The sequence below is a fragment of the Allobosea sp. genome (genome assembly GCF_030694325.1).
Lineage (GTDB): Bacteria > Pseudomonadota > Alphaproteobacteria > Rhizobiales > Beijerinckiaceae > Allobosea.
Genome location: NZ_JAUXYO010000169.1, coordinates 1 through 17,466 on the forward strand (window position 1 = coordinate 1; position 17,466 = coordinate 17,466).

Annotated in this window: 16 protein-coding genes and 1 pseudogene; 4 read left to right on the forward strand and 13 right to left on the reverse strand. The window is 67.1% G+C overall.

Features of this window, described 5'->3' with window-relative positions; all coding sequences use genetic code 11:
- Positions 1-514, forward strand: a pseudogene (locus tag Q8M82_RS10520) (apolipoprotein A-IV repeat region-like domain-containing protein); the annotation flags it as partial.
- Positions 515-665: 151 nt separating this feature from the next.
- Here Q8M82_RS10520 and Q8M82_RS10525 read toward each other — a convergent pair.
- From Q8M82_RS10525 to Q8M82_RS10540, 4 genes are all read right to left on the reverse strand, one after another.
- The gene (locus Q8M82_RS10525) at positions 666-1,271 is read right to left on the reverse strand and encodes an ABC-type transport auxiliary lipoprotein family protein (RefSeq protein ID WP_305691314.1); all 606 of its coding nucleotides are present in this window, start codon (positions 1,269-1,271) and stop codon (positions 666-668) included.
- 4 nt (positions 1,272-1,275) lie between these two features.
- Positions 1,276-2,421, reverse strand: coding sequence for an MlaD family protein (locus tag Q8M82_RS10530; RefSeq protein ID WP_305691315.1), 1,146 nt, complete (start codon positions 2,419-2,421; stop codon positions 1,276-1,278).
- A 3-nt stretch (positions 2,422-2,424) separates the two neighbouring features.
- Positions 2,425-3,147, reverse strand: a complete 723-nt coding sequence (locus Q8M82_RS10535) for an ABC transporter ATP-binding protein (RefSeq protein WP_305691329.1) — start codon at positions 3,145-3,147, stop codon at positions 2,425-2,427.
- 154 nt (positions 3,148-3,301) lie between these two features.
- Entirely contained in the window at positions 3,302-4,447 is a 1,146-nt protein-coding gene (locus Q8M82_RS10540; protein ID WP_305691316.1) for an ABC transporter permease, read from the reverse strand.
- A 292-nt stretch (positions 4,448-4,739) separates the two neighbouring features.
- Between Q8M82_RS10540 and Q8M82_RS10545 the strand changes: the two genes are divergently transcribed.
- Complete coding sequence (locus tag Q8M82_RS10545) at positions 4,740-5,678, forward strand: hypothetical protein (RefSeq protein ID WP_305691317.1); 939 nt, start codon at positions 4,740-4,742, stop codon at positions 5,676-5,678.
- On the opposite strand, the gene Q8M82_RS10550 is transcribed toward Q8M82_RS10545, so the two are convergent.
- The 4 genes from Q8M82_RS10550 to Q8M82_RS10565 all read right to left on the reverse strand — a co-directional run bounded on the left by Q8M82_RS10550 (position 5,666) and on the right by Q8M82_RS10565 (position 10,055).
- Positions 5,666-7,057, reverse strand: a complete 1,392-nt coding sequence (locus Q8M82_RS10550; RefSeq protein WP_305691318.1) for an FAD-binding oxidoreductase — start codon at positions 7,055-7,057, stop codon at positions 5,666-5,668. The genes Q8M82_RS10545 and Q8M82_RS10550 overlap by 13 nt on opposite strands.
- Before the next feature lies 1 nt (position 7,058).
- Complete coding sequence (locus Q8M82_RS10555; protein WP_305691319.1) at positions 7,059-7,937, reverse strand: ABC transporter permease; 879 nt, start codon at positions 7,935-7,937, stop codon at positions 7,059-7,061.
- 112 nt (positions 7,938-8,049) lie between these two features.
- The gene (locus tag Q8M82_RS10560; RefSeq protein ID WP_305691320.1) at positions 8,050-8,865 is read right to left on the reverse strand and encodes an ABC transporter ATP-binding protein; all 816 of its coding nucleotides are present in this window, start codon (positions 8,863-8,865) and stop codon (positions 8,050-8,052) included.
- Between the two features lie 164 nt (positions 8,866-9,029).
- Positions 9,030-10,055: an ABC transporter substrate-binding protein gene (locus Q8M82_RS10565; RefSeq protein WP_305691321.1), complete on the reverse strand. Its 1,026-nt coding sequence runs from the start codon at positions 10,053-10,055 to the stop codon at positions 9,030-9,032.
- 202 nt (positions 10,056-10,257) lie between these two features.
- On the opposite strand from Q8M82_RS10565, the gene Q8M82_RS10570 reads away from it, so the two are divergent.
- Entirely contained in the window at positions 10,258-11,061 is an 804-nt protein-coding gene (locus Q8M82_RS10570; RefSeq protein WP_305691322.1) for a creatininase family protein, read from the forward strand.
- 199 nt (positions 11,062-11,260) lie between these two features.
- Here Q8M82_RS10570 and nadS read toward each other — a convergent pair whose 3' ends face one another.
- The 5 genes from nadS to otnK form a co-directional block, all read right to left on the reverse strand.
- Positions 11,261-11,551 carry a NadS family protein gene (gene nadS / locus Q8M82_RS10575; RefSeq protein WP_305691323.1) on the reverse strand — a complete coding sequence of 97 codons (291 nt, stop codon included), beginning with the start codon at positions 11,549-11,551 and terminating at the stop codon, positions 11,261-11,263.
- A gap of 1 nt (position 11,552) precedes the next feature.
- Entirely contained in the window at positions 11,553-11,909 is a 357-nt protein-coding gene (locus Q8M82_RS10580) for a type II toxin-antitoxin system RelE/ParE family toxin (protein ID WP_305691324.1), read from the reverse strand.
- A 60-nt stretch (positions 11,910-11,969) separates the two neighbouring features.
- Positions 11,970-13,517 carry a malonate--CoA ligase gene (locus Q8M82_RS10585; protein WP_305691325.1) on the reverse strand — a complete coding sequence of 516 codons (1,548 nt, stop codon included), beginning with the start codon at positions 13,515-13,517 and terminating at the stop codon, positions 11,970-11,972.
- An 87-nt stretch (positions 13,518-13,604) separates the two neighbouring features.
- Positions 13,605-14,933 (reverse strand): malonyl-CoA decarboxylase, encoded by a 1,329-nt coding sequence (locus Q8M82_RS10590; protein WP_305691326.1) that lies wholly within the window; start codon positions 14,931-14,933, stop codon positions 13,605-13,607.
- 74 nt (positions 14,934-15,007) lie between these two features.
- On the reverse strand, positions 15,008-16,297 hold the full coding sequence (gene otnK / locus Q8M82_RS10595) for a 3-oxo-tetronate kinase (protein WP_305691327.1): 1,290 nt from the start codon (positions 16,295-16,297) through the stop codon (positions 15,008-15,010).
- 249 nt (positions 16,298-16,546) lie between these two features.
- On the opposite strand from otnK, the gene Q8M82_RS10600 reads away from it, so the two are divergent.
- Positions 16,547-17,466 (forward strand): ABC transporter substrate-binding protein (locus Q8M82_RS10600; RefSeq protein WP_305691328.1); only part of this gene is annotated, 920 nt, incomplete at its 3' end.

Here is a 17,466-nt window from a genome sequence, read left to right on the forward strand (position 1 = left end):
GCCGCGCCCGGCGCCGGCCCCCGCTCCGGCTCCCGCCCCTGCGGCAGAGCTGCCGCGCCGGCCGGCCGCAGCCGAACCGGCCGTCCCCGCCAAGAGCGGCTGGCTCTCGGACCTGCTGAATCGCGCCTCGCGCGAGGAGAAGGCCCCCGAGGCCTCCAAGCCGACCGCGCATTCGATCGAGCGGCTCGACTCGCTCTCGGTCGACATCGCCCGGATGATCGACCACGACGCGGCCGTGGAGCTGTGGGACCGCTACAAGCGTGGCGAGCGCAACGTCTTCACCCGCCGCCTCTACACGCTGCAGGGCCAGCAGACCTTCGACGAGATCCGTCGAAAGTACCGCCGCGACGCCGAGTTCAAGGAGACGGTCGACCGTTATATCGACGAGTTCGAGCGCCTGCTGGCGGAGGCCGCCAAGGACGACCGCGACTCGATGGTGGCCAAGACCTACCTGACCTCGGAGACAGGCAAGGTCTACACCATGCTCGCCCATGCCAGCGGGCGCTTCGAATAGGCGCCCTCTCAGACTGTCCATGAAAAAAGGCCGCCTTTCGGGGCGGCCTTTTCTTCGTTGGAGCTGAGCGTGTGGATGCGCCCGACAGACAGGCCGCCGCGACCATATCCACGAGCCGGCCGCCTCAGGGCATGCCGATCATGTGCGGCCCTCAGCGGACCCAGCGTACGATCTCGACCAGCACCTGCGAAAGCGCACGGTCGAGCGCCTGGGCGGCTGCAGGACCGTCGACGGCACCGGCCGGAACGCGGGCGGTGAACATCCGCGCCCGGCGGACGTCGCCGGTGCGGTCTCCCACCAGTTTCGCGGTGATTTCGACGACGGCCGTGCCGCTCGCGGCATCGATGTTGAAGCTGCGGATGTCGGTCAGAAGTTGCGTCTCGGGCGTGATGCGGTCGCCCGGGCGGGCGACCGAACCGACACGCCCGGCATTCTCGAAGGTCTGGATCAGGCGGACCTGCACCAGCTTGGGCACGCGGTCGGCCCATTGCGCCCCCCCGACGAAGGACAGCGCGCCGGCGGAATCGCGAACGATGACGCGGTCGGAATCGAGTGCCTGGACCGTCGTCGGCTCCTGCACCATCAAGGTCGCGCGCGAAGCGCCGACGCGGCCGAAATCGCGCGGCGCCGTCAGGTCGAAGGTGGTGGGTGCGCTGCCGCCGCCACATCCGGCCAGCAGCAGGGCCGTGGTGAGCGTCAGCGCTGCGGCGCGCAGGCGGCGGGGCGTGATGGGCAAAGACTGAAGCAGGATCGACATGGGTCTAGCGGGATCCACCATATTGCGGGAGCGGAGGCTTGCCGCCGAAGATGAACTGCTGCGGGTTACGTTCCAAACTCCGCAAGGTGCGGTTGAGGTCCGTCAGCGTGCGACGGCCGTCGCTGGCCAGGGCCTCGATGTCGCGCAGTCCCGGCCCGGTGAAGCGGCTGATGCCGCTGGTGATCTCGGCCGTGCGCTTGTCGAGGTTGTCGGCGAGCACGCGGATCGACTTGGCGGCGTCGCTGACCTCGGTGAAGGCGCTGCGCCCGTCCTTGCCGGCGGCGGTGTTCAGAAAGGCCTGCGCGCTCTTCAGGACGCCCTCGACCTGGTCGGCCGCCGTGTTCAACTTGCTCGTGATCGAGGCCACGTCCTTGACCGCCTTGCCGACATCCTCGCTGGAGCCGCCGAGCGCGGCGGTGAATCGGTCGACATTGCCGATAATCTCGGTGACCTTCTTCTGGTCGACCGAGCGGACGATCTGCGTCAGCTCTTCACTGAGCACGCCGAGCTTCTGCGACAGCGGCGCAATGGTGTCGGCGATCGTGCCGAAGCTCTGCATCAGCTTGTCGATTCCATCGGAGTTGTTGCCGAGGGCCGCAGAGAATTTCTCGATGTTTCGCACCGTGTTGCCGATCGATCCGGCATTGTTCTGGACGAGGTTGTTGAGCCCGCTCAGCGTGGCGTCGGCCTTGGACGCGATGTTGCGCACGGTCTCGACGATGTCCTGCAGCTCGGAGCGCTCGGCCACGATCACCGGCAGCGTCTGGCCCTCCGGCGGCTTGAGCGGCAGCGACTTCGGATCACCACCGACGAGCTGGACCGCGACGATGCCGGTCGCGAGGCCGACGGTTTCGAGCCGCGCGCGCGTATCCACCCGCAAGGGCGTGGTGGCATCGACGGAAATCACGGCATTGATCCGGCTGGGATCATCCGGCTGCAGTTCGATCTTGGTCACCTCACCGACACGAAGGCCGTTGAACAGGACGCTCGATCCGCGGCCGAGGCCGGTCACCGTGCCGCTGAAGATGACGCGCACATCCTGCCGGCCGCCGGCATTGCCGCTGTTGAACCAGTAGACGAAGCCGAACACCGCAGCGAGGACCGCCAACGTGAACAACCCGACGAGCGCGTAGTTTGCACGTGATTCCATGAGCTAGACTGCGTGTTCCCGGTGCTGCGACGGCATGCGGGCCCTGGCCCGCTCACCGCCGAAATAGGCTTTGAGCCATGGGTGGTCGGATGCCAGCATCGTGGCCAGAGGGCCGACGGCGATGACGCGCTTGTCCGCCAGGGCGCCGATCCGGTCGCAGGCGGAATAGAGACTGTCGAGATCGTGGGTTACCATGAACACGGTCAGCCCCAAAGTCTGCTTCAGCGTGACGATGAGATCGTCGAACTCGGCCGCGCCGATCGGATCGAGGCCCGAGGTGGGCTCGTCGAGGAAGACGATGTCGGGGTCGAGGGCGAGCGCACGCGCCAGCGCGGCGCGCTTGATCATGCCGCCCGACAGCTCCGAGGGCGACTTGTCGGCCGCGTCCGGAGGCAGGCCGACGAGATCGAGCTTGACCATGGCCATGTCGTCGAGAAGCGCCGGCGAGAGCTCGAGATATTCGCGCATCGGCAGCTGGATGTTCTGCTTGACGCTGAGTGCCGAGAACAGCGCGCCCTGCTGGAACATCACGCCGAAGCGGCGCTCGAGGGCGCGGCGTTGAACGGTGTTGAGCGTGTCGACGTCCTCGCCGAAGACCTCGATCGTGCCGCGCGCCTTCTGGACCAGGCCGAGGATCGTGCGGGTCAGCACCGACTTGCCCTGCCCCGAGCCGCCGACGAAGCCGAGGATCTCGCCGCGCATCACATCGAGGTCGAGCCCGTCCATGATCACCTTCTCGCCGAAGGCGACCTTGAGGTCGCGCACGCGGATGACGACGTCGCCTTCCGCGCCGGAGGCGGCGGGCCGCGGCGCATCCAGGCTGCTAAACGGCTGGTCTGCCTGATGGTTCCCCTGCTCGCTCATGATCGGGCTGACATCCTCACATGGCGATGGATGAGAAGAACATGGCGAAAAGAGCGTCGACGACGATCACCATGAAGATCGCCTTCACCACCGAGGCAGTCACCTGGCGACCGAGCGACTCGGCCGAGCCCTTGACCGCCAGCCCCTCCATCGAGGCGATCAGCCCGATGACGAAGGCCATGAACGGCGCCTTCACCAGACCGACGAAGAAGTGCTTCCAGGTGATGACGGATTGCAGTCTCGCCAGGAATGTGTCGATCCCGATGCCACCATAGAGCCAGGAGACCAGCGCCGCGCCCGTCAGCCCCGACATGGCGGAGATGAAGGTCAGGATCGGCAACGAAACGACGAGCGCGAGGATGCGCGGCACGACGAGGACCTCGATCGGGTCGAGGCCCATCACCCGCAATGCGTCGATCTCCTCGCGCATCTTCATCGAGCCGATCTCGGCCGTGATGGCCGAGCCGGAGCGGCCGGCGATCATGATCGAGGTAAGCAGCACCGCCAATTCGCGCAGGATCAGGATGCCCGTCAAGTTGACCACGAAGGCGGTCGCGCCGAATTGCTGCAACTGGAAGATGCCCTGCTGGGCGACGATGCAGCCGACGAGGAACGAGATCAGCATAATGATCGGCGCGCCGTTGAAGGCGATCAGCTCGATCTGGTTGACCATCGAGGGCCCGCGGAACTTGCGCGGCCCAAGCACCACGCTGGCCGAGGCGACGACGACCTCACCGAGAAACATCGACCCGGCCACCATGTCGCGCCCGAAGCGCACGACCGATGCGCCGATCCGCACGAGAATATCGACGATCCGGAACTGACGGCTGGAAGCGGGCTGCTCGCGCTCATGGATCTCGATTTCGGCCAGCAGCACGCCATGCTCGGGACGCTTGCTGACGATCTCGACCGCCGCGCCCGCGGCTTCGCGATCATGCTTGACGCGGTTCAGGACATAGGCGCCGAGCGTGTCGAGCCGCTCCACGGCCGAGAGATCGACGCGCGCCCGCTCCGCCCCGCCGACGCGCTCGCCGATCTCTCTGGCGAGCGTCTCGATGCGCGGGGCGCGATCGGCACTCCAGGACCCGGCCAGAACCACGGCAAGGGTCCCGGCATCGTCTTGGAAGACCGCCTGGGGTTCAGCCGTATCAGGGATCGCCATGGTCTGCGTGATGTCCTCGCCCGCGATCGACGACGTCGTTCATCAATCCGCGACACCCTCGACGGCGCCGGCCTCACCCCTTCCGCCTGTATCGCCGCGCCGATTGCCCTTGGCAAGGGCGCGGATGCAACAGCGCGGGCAGATCATGCAAGGCAGGCGCCACCCCACCGGCCCGACCCGTCCCTACCCTTTGGGAAACCGATCGTTAACCAATCCGGTGGCAAGTAACGAATTGGTGCATCAGGTCTGCCGCCGCTCTCGGGTCGCGCGGGCCTCACAAAGCAGATCGGTCATGAGGGAAGCACGGTCGCTGACGCCGCTGAGCGAGACGGACTACGAGGCGATCGAAGCCGCTGTCATGGAAACGGCTCGCGGCCGCTGGTTCATGGCCGAGTATGCCCGCCGCAACCGCCATGCCGACACCCAGCAGATTCTCGGGGCCATCCATCGCATCGAGAGGGTCGTCGGGACGCAGTCCGCGCAGCCGATGGCCGAGTCGGGGATCGCCGAGGCTACGGCCCTGATCGCCGATCTGCGCATCGATCTGGAGCGAATCAGCGGCCGGGCCGAGGACCGCGCGTCGGGCCTCGCCGCCCGCATCGACGCGGTCGCCGGCACGATCCTGCAGGCCACCGAAAGCATCCAGGAGGTTGCCTGGAACCTGCGGGAGGCCGGCGCGGGCGAGAACCTGTGCGACAAGCTCGACCAGCATGCAGCCGAGATCGCCGCAGCGACGGCCATCGTCGACGGGACGGTGCAGCAGATCGACAAGATCGCCGACACCATCGCCATGCTGGATAGCAGTCTGCGCGCCGTCTCCGGCCTGTCGTCCCCCTCTGCTCCGACCGAGCCCTTCAGTGCGCCGCTTCCGCGCGTGCTCGATATCGGGCTGGCCGAGGCGCCGCCCTATGTCGGGCGCGGCGACGTCGAGATCATCGAAATCGACGACGAGCCCGTGACGCCGGTCGCCAGCGGGGCCGCGACCACCGGCCTGCTCGGCAGCGAGCCCCGGATCGGCTCGATCCTCGATCTCGACGACGACGTCGTGTTCGACGAACCGGATGTCTCCTATGAGCCCGATGCGGCGTCAGAGCCCCTTTCGCTCGGGCTCCTCGCGGAACCGCACGCCCCGTCGTCGCCCGGCGCGGCGGGAATTGCCCATGGCTCCGAAGCGGGACTGCGCGAGATCGACGCGATGCCGGCCTCGCGGAAGCTCGCCTATTTCGCCTGATCGGCCGGGACGAAGCTCGCCATCTTGCCCGGGTTGAGCAGGCCCTGCGGGTCGACCTCGCGCTTGAAGCCGAGTTGGTCGGCATCCGCCCGCTTGTGCCGACTGCCCTCCTCCAGCGAAACGACATGCGGGTTGGCGATGAAGACGCCCGCCGCCTCGTGCTGCGCGATGACCTCGTTCAAACGCTCAGGCGTCGAATAGCGCAGGATCGGCAGCGCGCTCGCCGTCACCTTGCCGCCGAAGCGGATGAACTCGTGATGCGGCAGCAACTCGTCGCCGAAGGCGGCGATCGTCTCGCGGGCGCTCTCGACCAGCCGGTCATGCGGGAAGAGGCACTGGAGATAGGTGATGGAGCGGTCGCTCTTCAGCCACTGCAGCGTGGTGTGGTTCCAGGTGTATTCGTAGAGCGGCACCGTGCCCGGCCCCTCCTCCGAGGGCGCCTCATAGGTCACCGCACCGCGCTTGCCGACGATGGCTTTGAACGGGCCGAGCGAGCCCTCGGCGATCATGCAGATCAGGATGCTCTTGCCCTCCGGGCAATGAGCCTTCAGTGCCCCGAAATAGGGGGTGATCACCGACGAGATCGGGGTCACGAGCTTCTTGACGATGCCGTCCGCGAGCGCGACCTCATAGCCCGTCTCGAAGGCGTCCATGTAGCTGTCGAAGGCGACGATGACGTCGATCCAGGGCCAGGCCGGCGCGAGCGGCATCTCCAGCGCCGTGATGATGCCGGTGGTGCCATAGGCGCGATTGACCTTCTGGGCCGCGTCGTCGCGCAATTCGATGATGCGCGGCTCCTCCTCCACCGTGACGATGCGCGCCGCCAGGATGTTGCCGGGTTCGCGCAACCCGCCATAGGTCACCGAACCGACGCCGCCCGAACCGCCCGCGACGAAACCGCCGACGGTCGCGCTGCGCTTGGTCGAAGGGTGCATGCGCTGCTCGAAGCCGCTCTCCCGCAGCGTGACGTCGACGTCGAGCATGCGGGACCCCGCCGCCGTGCGCACGACACCCGGCTTCTGCCATTCGATGCCGGTCAGGCCGGTGATGTCGAGCAGGACGCCGCCCTCGAGCGGCACGGCCTGGCCGTAATTGCCAGTGCCCGCCGCCCTGACGGTCAATGGAACGCGTCGACGCGCGCAGGCGGCCGCGATCCGCACCACCTCCGCCTCGTCGCGGGGCGTGGCGATGATGTCCGCCGACTTGTCGGCGAGTTGCTTGTTCAGGATCGGCGAGTACCAGAAGAAGTCGCGCGAGCGCTTGCGGACGACCTGCGCCTCGTCGATCAGCGCGATGCCGGCGAGATCCTCCTTCAGCGCGGTGATGTCGTAGCGCGAAATCCGCTCGGGCCTCTGCTGGCGTTCGGGCAGTGCGCTCATCTCAGTTCTCCCGCTTCAAGGCGCTTTCGTGCCAGCGCCGCAGCAGCATGTGCGAAATCCAGCTCGTGCAAAGGAAGATCGCGATGCCCGACAGCGAGATCATCAGCAAGGCGGCAAAGACGCGCGGGATCTTGAGCTGGTAGCCGGCCTCGAGGATGCGATAGGCCAGTCCCGAGGCGCTGCCGCCGGTACCGGCGACGAACTCCGCCACGACCGCGCCGATCAGCGCGAGCCCGCCGGATATCTTCAGCCCGGCCAGAAAATAGGGCAGCGCCGCCGGCAGCTTGAGATAGCGCATCGTCTGCCAGCGGCTCGCGCCATAGAGCTGGAACAGGTTGACGAGGTTGTGGTCAGCCGAATTCAGCCCGAGGATGGTGTTCGACAGGATCGGGAAGAAGGCGACGATCCAGGCGCAGATCAGGAGCGCCAGATTGATGTCCCCGGCCCAGATGATGATCAGCGGCGCGATCGCCACGATCGGCGTCACCTGCAGGATCACCGCATAGGGCAGGAGCGACATCTCCAGCCATTTCGACTGGGTGAACAGCACGGCGAGCGTGACGCCGACGATCACCGCCGCGGCCAGCGCCATGAAGGTGATCTTGAGCGTGATCCAGAGCGAGCCCGACAATGTCGCCCAGTCGGACACAAGCGTCTGGCCGATCAGGAGCGGCCCCGGCAGAATATAGGATGGGATTCCGTTCCAGCGGACCGCGAACTCCCATAGCGCCAGCGCGAACACGCCGATCGCGATCGGCGCGAGGATGCGTGGCCATGCGCTGGTCGGCAGGCCCAGCAGGCGCTGCTCGGTCACGAAGACCGGGCGCGCCGCGGCATCGGTGCCGCCATGGCTGGTGTGCGTTTCAACCGATACGGTCATCGACGGCGCTCCCCGTCATTGCGAGGAGCGCAGCAACGAAGCCATCCAGGGGACGTCGAGCGAAACAGCTGGATTGCTTCGCTTCGCTCGCAATGACGGCTTGCATGCATGCTCATGAGCCGATCGCCTCCTTGAGCTTGCCCGAGACCACCCGGCAGAGATGGGCGTATTCAGGCGAGGTGCGGAAGAGGTCGTCGCGCGGATAGGGCGCCTCGACGTCGAGATCGGCCATGACGCGGCCGGGCCGCGCCGCCATCACCACGATGCGCTTCGAGAGATAAACGGATTCGAACACGGAATGGGTGACGAACACCGCGGTGAACTTCTCCTTCCACCACAATTCGAGCAGATCGTCGTTGAGGCGGTGGCGGGTGATCTCGTCGAGCGCCGCGAAGGGCTCGTCCATCAGCAGGATCTTGGGCCGCAGCACGAGCCCGCGCGCGATCGAGACGCGCATCTTCATGCCGCCCGAGAGTTCGCGGGGATAGGATTTCTCAAAGCCGGAGAGGCCGACCAGCGCCAGCATCGCTGCCGCCCGCTCGCGCGCTTCGCTCGCGCGCACCCCCTTCAGGGTCAGCGGCATCATCACGTTGGCCAGCGCCGTCGCCCAGGGCATCAGCGTCGGATCCTGAAAGACGAAGCCGAGATCGCGTTGCGGCTCGCCCGACGCATCATGGCTGGTCGTCGGCCACTCGATCGTGCCGCTGGAAGGCGCGCCGAGGCCCGCGATCATCCGCAGCAGCGTCGATTTCCCGCAGCCGGAGGGGCCGAGCAGGCTGACGAACTCGCCCTCCCCCAGGCTCAGATTGACGTCGCGGACCGCGAGCGTGCCGTTGCCGAACTGCTTGGAGACATGGCGCACGCAGACCAGGGGCTTGCGACCCTCGGGGCGAACAGCATGGGGGGTGCTCAGAGAGGCCGTGTCCAAAGCCTGATGATCCGTTGATTGGCGCCCCCACATCGTCATTCCGGGGCAAGCCAAGGCTTGAACCCGGAACCCAAGACGGGGCGAGCGCTGTCGACTTGGTGGGAAGTCTCACCCGGTCGTGGGTTCCGGGTTCAGCGCTGCGCGCCGCCCCGGAATGACAAGGCTCACGCCTTGCCGACGCCCTTGTTGATGAACTCCAGGCTGTAGGCCTTCTTCAGGTCGATGCCGGCAGGGAAGACGCCCGCATCCGTCATCGTCTTGTAGAAGCTCGCCCAGCGGGCGTCAGTCATGGCGCCGATGCCGAGCGTCAGCGCATCGCCCGACAGCACGATGCCCTTCTCGTTCATCACCTTGACCGCGTAGTCGATCTTCTCCTGATCCATGTCGGGGTTGTCCTTCAGGATCTGCGCGTTGGCGGCGGCCACGGCCGGCCCGCCCTTCATGTATTCGGCCCAGCCTTCGAGCGAGGCGGTGACGAAGCGCTGGACCAGGTCCTTCTTCTCGTCGACCATCTTGCGGGAGATGTTGATCGTCGTGTTGTAGTTCTCGAAGCCGGCATCGGCGATGAGATGCACCACCGGCGTGACCCCGCCCTGCTTCTGGATGGCGAACGGCTCGGACGACAGGAAGCCCTGCTGCGAGATCGTCTTGTCGGCCAGGAAGGGCGCCATGTTGAAGGTGTAGGGGCGGATCTGCTCGTCGGTGTAGCCGAACTTCGCCTTGAGGAAGGGCCAGTAGCTGGTGCGGCCGGCGGCGCCGACCAGGATCGGCTTGCCCTTCAGCGCGGCGAGCGAGTCGTTGCCGACGCCCGGATGCGAGATGATGACCTGCGGGTCTTTCTGGAAGATCGAGGCGATGCAGAGGAAGGGGATGTTCTCCTGGGCATAGCGGATCGCCTCGAAGGAGTTTGACATGATCATGTCGACGCGGCCGCCGAGCAGGAGCTGCGAGGGGTTCTGCTGCGGGCCGCCGGGGCGGATCTCGGCGTCGATGCCGTACTTCTTGTAGATGCCGTTGGCGGCGGCGAGGTAGAAGCCGCCATGCTCCGCCTGGGCGCGCCAGTTGGTCTGGTAGGACACCTTGTCGAGCGTCTGCGCGCTCACCCGCGCTCCGGGCACGGCGACCAGCGCCGACCCACCGATGAGACCGAGCGCGCTCCGGCGCGTCAGGCGATACTTCGTCATCGTCATCCCTGTGACCTCCCCTGATCATCCTCGGCTGAACGCCTTGGCTGCGCGCGAGCAAACTGTATGCCATGACAGGCCTTCGACAGGAACCGCGGCACCGCGTCATGGAGCCGCCCGGGGCGCTTGCCCACAGGCGAGCGCGCCTGCCTTTTTTTTGACGAGCGGGCTAGGGTGTGAGTGTCACACGAATGGAGACGATGAGACGATGGGCGCGCGCTTCTGGGGCGATCTGAAGACCACCGATTTCGCCCACCTGTCCGCCGAGGGTGCGGTCGCTGTCCTGCCGCTGGCGGCGATCGAGCAGCATGGGCCGCACCTGCCGGTGTCGGTCGACACCACGATCATGAACGCGATGCTGGCGGAAGCGATGCCGCTGGTGCCGGCCGGGCTCGACGTCGTCGTGCTGCCGACGCTGGCGATCTGCAAGTCCAACGAGCATCTGCATTCGCCGGGCACGCTGACGCTCTCCTGGGAGAGCGCGACGCAGAGCTGGATCGAGATCGGCGAGAGCGTGCTGCGCGCGGGGCTGCGCAAGCTGGTGATCCTGACCTCGCATGGCGGCAACATCGACCCGATGAAGGTCGTGGCGCGGGAACTGCGCGTGCGCCACGGCATGCTCGCGGTGACCACCGCCTGGCGCGCCTTCGGCCTGCCGCCCGGCCTCTATGCCGATCTCGACGCGAACCACGGCATCCATGCCGGCGACATCGAGACCTCGCTGATGCTGCATTTCAGGCCGGACCTCGTCGACATGACCAAGGCCGCGGCCTTCAATCCGCTGACGGTCGAGATGGCGGCCGAGGGCTACAGTTGGCTGCGCCCGACCGGCCTGCACGCGATGGCCTGGATGGCACAGGACGTCCATCCTTCCGGCGCCGCGGGCGATGCCTCGCTCGCCACGGCCGAGAAGGGCAAGGCGACGGCTGCCTTCCAGGCGAAGGGGTTCGTCGAGCTATTGGCCGATGTGGCGCGGTTTCCGCTGGAGCGGTTGTACAAGGCGGCGGGCTAGCCCCCGAGACCTCGCTTTTGGCCTCTAGAGCGTGCTGAGTTTTCTCGGAACCACCGCCGTCATCCCGGGCTTGCCCCGGGATCCATCGAAGGGCTCCAGAGCCTTACGATGGATTCCGGATCGGCGCGGCTGCGCCGCTTGTCCGGAATGACGGTCTGTTTCCGAGTGAAATCAGCATGCTCTAGAGGCCAGTGCTGTATCAAGCGACCTTCTGCGCTCTCTCGACGGTGTCTGGAGCGTGGTCGATGACCTTGAGCAGCGCCCGGGCCGTCCTGTCCAGGCTGCGGCGCCCCTGCTCCCAGTCGCGCAGGGTCGCCGGGCTCAGGCCGAACTTGTGAGCAAAGGCCTCCTGGGAGAGGCCCAGCTTCTTGCGAATAGCCGCGACATCGACGGCCTCGACGGCGATCGTCTTGGCGGGCTCTTTTTCGCCTCGTGCGATCGCCACCGCTTCGGTCGCGCTCGCGACCAGGTCCTGTCCGAATGTCGGCATCTCAACGATCTCCTGACTTGGTCGCCTGCCGGTAGGCATCGGCGATTTTCGGCAGAGTCCGGGCAAGGTCATTGCGCTCGGCCTTGGTCAAATTGGCCCGCTGGCCTTTGTCGATCAGTGCCAGAAGGAAGATCGGCACATCGCCGCCGCCGAAGTAATGGATCGTGCGGTAGCCGCCGCTCTTTCCTACACCCCGGCCAGCATGACGCAGCTTGCGCGCGCCGCCGGTCCCCACCATCAGGTCACCCCCGAGAGGATTGCCGGCAATCGCGACCGCGATATCCTGTATCTCGTCGTCGTCCAGACCAGCCGCCTTGGCCTGCCGTTCGAAAACCGAGGTCAGCAGCACGGTCTGCATCAGCGCAGACTACGGCAATGCCGTACCTTCCCGCAAGGAAAATCGCAAAAGTCTGATGGCTTACGCCCCCGCCTTGCCCTTCGTCGAATAGATATCCTTGTACTGTTCGCGCAGCAGGTTCTTCTGGACCTTGCCCATCGTGTTGCGCGGCAGGTCGTCGACGATGAAGACCTGCTTGGGCAGCTTGAACTTGGCGAGGCGCTGTTCGAGCGTCTGCGCGATCGAGGCGGCGGTGAGGGTCGCGCCGGGCTTCACCACCACGACGGCGGTGACGCCCTCGCCGAAATCCGGGTGCGGGCAGCCGATCACGGCGCTCTCGATCACGCCCGGCATCTCGTCGATCTCGGTCTCGACCTCCTTGGGATAGACATTGTAGCCGCCGGTGATGATGAGGTCCTTGCCGCGCCCGACGATGTGGACATAGCCGGCCGCATCGATCTTGCCGAGGTCGCCGGTGATGAAGAAGCCGTCCGGCTTGAACTCGGCCGCGGTCTTCTCGGGGTTGTGCCAGTAGCCCTTGAAGACGTTGGGGCCCTTGACCTCGATCATGCCGATTTCGTCTGCGGCCAGTCCCCTGCCCGTCTCGGGATCGACGACGCGGGCCGACACGCCCGGCAGCGGGAAGCCGACCGTGCCCGCCACCCGCTCGCCCTCATAGGGGTTCGAGGTGTTCATGTTCGTCTCGGTCATGCCGTAGCGCTCGAGGATGGCGTGGCCGGTGCGCTCGCGCCATTCGCGATGCGTCTCGGCCAGCAGCGGCGCCGAGCCGGAGACGAAGAGGCGCATGTGCTTCGTCGCGTCCTTCGTCAGGCGGGCATCCTGCAGCAGCCGGACATAGAAGGTCGGCACGCCCATCATGCAGGTCGCCTGGGGCAGGTGCTTGAAGACCTGGTCGGGATCGAATTTCGGCAGCAGGATCATCGAGGCGCCGGAGAACAACACGCAGTTGGTCGCGACGAAAAGGCCGTGCGTGTGGAAGATCGGCAGCGCGTGCAGCAGCACGTCGTCCCTGGTGAAGCGCCAGTAATCGACCAGCGCCAGCGCGTTGGAGGCGAGGTTGTCATGGCTGAGCATCGCGCCCTTCGAGCGCCCGGTCGTGCCCGAGGTGTAGAGGATCGCGGCGAGATCGTCCGGCCCGCGCGCTATGTCGGCGAACGCGGTCGAAGCGGCGAGCGCCTTGTCGGAGAGCGAGCCGGCGGAGACGTCCGGCGAGCGCCAGACGCCCAGCGTCTCGAGCTTGGCGCCGGCGTTGTCGGCATAGGGCTTCAGCGCGTTGGCCTTGGCCGGATCGCAGACGAAGACGGCCGGCTGCGCGTCGCCGAGGAAGTATTCGATCTCGGCGGGGGTATAGGCCGTGTTGAGCGGCAGGAAGATCGCGCCCGCGCGCACCGCGCCCAGATAGAGCATCAAGGCCTCGATCGACTTCTCGACCTGGACGGCCACCCGGTCGCCCGGCTGAACACCCAGCGCAACCAGCGCATTGGCGAAGCGGGCGGAGACATCGACCATGTCGGCATAGCTGTAGCGCCGGCCGTCGTCGAGGAGGGCGAAGGGAGCATCCGGCGCCGGCATCCGAGACCTGACCAGGTCGAACAGGTGGTTGCCCATGATCAGGGTCCTTTCAGGCGTAGCCGTCGCGTTTCGCGGCCCCTCGGGATGGGGCCGTTCTCCCATTGGCGTCACGTGCGTCGCGGGTCAACTCGCGGCCGGCCGCACCAGCTTGCGCACGGCGGCCGAGGCGACGACCGTGTTGCGGGTGGCGAAGGCCTCGTGATTGGTTTCGATGTCGTCGAGCTCGTAGCGATAATTGACCATCACGCCATGCGACTCGCGCAGCCCCCGCGCCGACAGGTTGCCGCCGACATTGATGCGCTCCAGCCGCGCGCCGTTGCCGAGATGGAAGCGGGCGACGGGGTCGATGACGCGCCCGGAGGCCGTGCGTGCGCGCAGCATGTAATGCGCCATCATCTGGCCCAGCAGCTTGTCGCGGCGCAGCCGGGTCGCGTCGTCGAGCGAAATCGTCTCGCCGGCCGGTCGGGCGAGTTCCGAGCGCTCCTCATTGGTCAGGGCCAGATCGCCCGGTTCGGCGACAATGCCCGCTAGCCAGCGCGCGAAGCCCGGCACCGGCGACAGGGTGACGAAGGTCTCGAGCCCCGGCAGCTCGCGCTTCAGATCCTCGGCAACCTGCTTGATCAGGAAGTTGCCGAAGGAGATGCCGCGCAGGCCCTCCTGGCAGTTGGAGATGGAATAGAACACGGCGGTCGTCGCCTCGCCCGCGGGCAGCACCTCGCGCTCCCCGCTCAGCACCTCGCCGATGCTGGCCGGAATCGAGCGCGTCAGCGCCACTTCGACGAAGATCAGCGGCTCGTCGACCAGCTGCGGATGGAAAAAGGCAAAGCAGCGACGGTCGGCCGGCTCGAGCCGGCGGCGCAGATCGTCCCAGCCCTGGATCTCGTGGACGGCCTCGTAGCGGATGATCTTCTCGAGCACATTGGCCGGCGAGCGCCAGTCGATGCGGCGCAGAACGAGGAATCCGCGGTTGAACCAGGAGCCGAAGAGATGCCGGAAATCGGCATCGACAGCCAGCAGGTCGCGGTCGCTCTCCATCGCCTCGAACAGAGCCTCCCGCATCCGAACCAACACATGGGTGCCACCGGGGGCGAGGTTGAGGCGCCGCAGCAGCTCCTGGCGGCGCGGCTCCGAGGCAAGGTGAAGCGCCGAGATCGTGGCCGCACCGGGTTCGTTGCGATAGGCCTCGATCGCCTTGTCGAGCCGGTCGTGATCCGGCCCGAAGCGCTCCTGCAGCATGGCGAAGAAGGCGCGCCGGCCCGGCTTGTCGAGCCGCTCCCAGGCATCGAGCACGCCCTGCGCCAGCGCCATGCCGGACGCCTCGCCACGGCCCGAGAGCAGATCCTCGCAGAGCCGGTCGATCGGCCGGTTGCGCTGCGCCATGAAGCGCTCGAAGCCGATCAGGGCCCGGCCGCGATCGGCCACATTGGTCAGCAATTCGCCGAGAAACGCCATGTCGCTGCGGACCTCCCGGGGCCATCATGCCCTGCCGGGCGGCGGGTGCAAGCCCGCCTTCGCCGACCCGGGCCTCAGCGCAGAAGGGCCCAGGCCTTGAGGAAGAAGTCGGGCGCACCGAAATTGCCGGATTTAAGCGCGATCACCATGTCGCGGCCCTGCGCTACGCGGGTCCAGGGCACGCCCGGATCGATCTCCGGGCCGATCTCGAGCAGGCCGATGCCGAGCCCCTGGACGACGGCGCCCGAGGTCTCGCCGCCGGCGACCAGCAGGCGGGAGACGCCGCCCTCGGCGAGCAGGGCCGCCGTCTGCGCGAAGGCGTGCTCGACCGTCTCGCCAGCCCGCTCGCGCCCGAGCTTGTCCTGGATCGCCGCGACCTCCGCCGGATCGTCGCTCGAATAGAGCAGGAAGGGGGTCTCCGCCGCCTGCGCCAGTGCCCAGGCGGCGAGCCCCGCAGCATCCTGCGCACCCGACACCAGCGCCATCGGATCGACCTTCAGCGCCGGATAGCCGGCCTCGATCGCCTTGGCGATCTGGCCGCGCGTCGCCGTCGAGCAACTGCCGGAGATGATGCCGGCGCGGCCCTTCGGCGCCGCGAGGCTGGCCGCGATCTCGCGTTCCGGCAGCAGGCCGGCACGGCGGAAGTTCTGCGGCAGCCCCATCGCGATGCCGGAACCGCCGGTGAGGAGCTTGTGATCGGCAACCGCCTCGCCCAGCACCATCAGATCGGCGTTGGTGAGCGCGTCGGTGACGACATAGCGCACGCCCTGGTCGGTCAGCGCGCCGAAGCGGGCCTTCACCGCATCGGCCCCGGCGAGCACGGTCGCGTAGTCCACCAGCCCGACGCCGCCGTTCGCCTGCGCGCCCATCAGGCGGATCAGGCTCGAATCCCGCATCGGCGTGAGCGGATGGTCCTTCATCGAGCTTTCGTGGAGCGGCACGGCGCCGACGAAGAGGTAGCCTTGGTAGATCGAGCGGCCATTGGCCGGGAATGCGGGGCAGACGATGGCGAGACCGGCGCCGAGCCGCTGCGCCAGCGCATCGGCGACGGGGCCGATATTGCCCTGTGCCGTCGAGTCGAAGGTCGAGCAGTATTTGAACAGGATCTGCCGCGCGCCCGCAGCCAGCAGCGCCTCGCAGGCGGCGAGCGAATCGGCGACGGCCTCGGCGACGGGGTTGGTGCGCGACTTCAACGCGACGACGACGGCATCGGCCTCGGGCAGCGCCTGGCCGGGGCGCGGAACGCCGATCGTCTGCACGGTTCTCATGCCGCTGCGGTTGAGCATGAGCGCCACATCGGTCGCGCCCGTCATGTCGTCGGCGATCACACCCAGCAGCATCGTCGTTCCTCCGTTCGGCTTCATGCCGGTCTCGTTGGGTGGTCTTGTAGCGATCTGTCGCCGTCAAGGCGATCCGGCGAGCGCGAGGGGCACGCATGCCAGCCGCATCGAGGCTGGCCGCCAAATTGCATACGGGCGGCCTCCGTAACGGCATGCAATCCGGACGCCGACGCTGCGCTGCGGCATCGACGCCAGCGTAAAATTGCATCAGGCTGGTACCAACCGGAACGATCTTCGGCGATCATGACCGCTAACGACAACAGGGGACATCCGATGAAGCTTCTCACCGCACTGGCCTGCGCCACCGCCCTGACGCTCGCCGCCCTGCCCGCCCTTGCGCAGGCGCCCTCGACCCTGCGGATCGGACTGCAGGAGGACCCCGACGTGCTCGACCCACACAAGGCGCGCACCTTCGTCGGCCGGATCGTGTTCAAGGGGCTCTGCGACAAGCTCCTCGACATCACGCCCGATCTCAAGATCGTGCCGCGGCTGGCGACCGAGTGGTCCTTCTCGGCCGACGGACTGACGCTGACGATGAAGCTGCGCAGCGATGCGAAGTTCCATGACGGCGAGGCCTTCGATGCCGAGGCCGCCAAGGCCAGTCTCGAGCGCGCCCGCACGCTGCCCGACTCGCTTCGCAAATCCGAGCTGGCTTCGGTCGATAGCATCAGCGTCGTCGACCCCACCACGATCGCGCTCAAACTGAAGCGGCCGGACGCGACGCTGCTCGCGCAGCTCACCGACCGCGCCGGCATGATGCTGGCGCCCAAGAGCCTGGCCGGCGATGTCGGCTCGAAGCCGGTCTGCTCCGGTCCCTACAAATTCGTCGAGCGTGTCCAGAACGACCGCATCGTGCTGGAGCGCTTCAAGGAGCATTGGGAAGCGCAGAACTATCATTTCGACCGGGTGATCTACCGCGCCATTCCCGACACCACGGTGCGGCTGGCCAATCTGCGCTCGGGCGAGCTCGACATGCTGGAGCGGCTGGCGCCGACCGATGTGAAGTCGGCCCGGTCCGACAAGTCGCTCGCCGTCGCCAGCGTGGCCAATCTCGGCTACCAGGGCATCACCATCAACACCGGCAACGGCGACGCCGCCAAGCAGCCGATGGGCCTGGACAAGCGGGTGCGCCAGGCGCTCTCGCTCTCGATCGACCGCAAGGTCCTCAGCCAGGTCGTGTTCGAGGGGCTCTA

Excerpts from the sequence above, each read along its gene's own strand:
- Q8M82_RS10525 (WP_305691314.1), bottom strand. The coding sequence starts at position 1,271 with ATGTCGATCCTGCTTCAGTCTTTGCCCATCACGCCCCGCCGCCTGCGC.
- Q8M82_RS10530 (WP_305691315.1), bottom strand. The coding sequence starts at position 2,421 with ATGGAATCACGTGCAAACTACGCGCTCGTCGGGTTGTTCACGTTGGCG.
- Q8M82_RS10535 (WP_305691329.1), bottom strand. The coding sequence starts at position 3,147 with ATGGACGGGCTCGACCTCGATGTGATGCGCGGCGAGATCCTCGGCTTC.
- Q8M82_RS10540 (WP_305691316.1), bottom strand. The coding sequence starts at position 4,447 with ATGGCGATCCCTGATACGGCTGAACCCCAGGCGGTCTTCCAAGACGAT.
- Q8M82_RS10545 (WP_305691317.1), top strand. The coding sequence starts at position 4,740 with ATGAGGGAAGCACGGTCGCTGACGCCGCTGAGCGAGACGGACTACGAG.
- Q8M82_RS10550 (WP_305691318.1), bottom strand. The coding sequence starts at position 7,057 with ATGAGCGCACTGCCCGAACGCCAGCAGAGGCCCGAGCGGATTTCGCGC.
- Q8M82_RS10555 (WP_305691319.1), bottom strand. The coding sequence starts at position 7,937 with ATGACCGTATCGGTTGAAACGCACACCAGCCATGGCGGCACCGATGCC.
- Q8M82_RS10565 (WP_305691321.1), bottom strand. The coding sequence starts at position 10,055 with ATGACGATGACGAAGTATCGCCTGACGCGCCGGAGCGCGCTCGGTCTC.
- Q8M82_RS10570 (WP_305691322.1), top strand. The coding sequence starts at position 10,258 with ATGGGCGCGCGCTTCTGGGGCGATCTGAAGACCACCGATTTCGCCCAC.
- nadS (WP_305691323.1), bottom strand. The coding sequence starts at position 11,551 with ATGCCGACATTCGGACAGGACCTGGTCGCGAGCGCGACCGAAGCGGTG.
- Q8M82_RS10580 (WP_305691324.1), bottom strand. The coding sequence starts at position 11,909 with ATGCAGACCGTGCTGCTGACCTCGGTTTTCGAACGGCAGGCCAAGGCG.
- Q8M82_RS10585 (WP_305691325.1), bottom strand. The coding sequence starts at position 13,517 with ATGGGCAACCACCTGTTCGACCTGGTCAGGTCTCGGATGCCGGCGCCG.
- Q8M82_RS10590 (WP_305691326.1), bottom strand. The coding sequence starts at position 14,933 with ATGGCGTTTCTCGGCGAATTGCTGACCAATGTGGCCGATCGCGGCCGG.
- otnK (WP_305691327.1), bottom strand. The coding sequence starts at position 16,297 with ATGAAGCCGAACGGAGGAACGACGATGCTGCTGGGTGTGATCGCCGAC.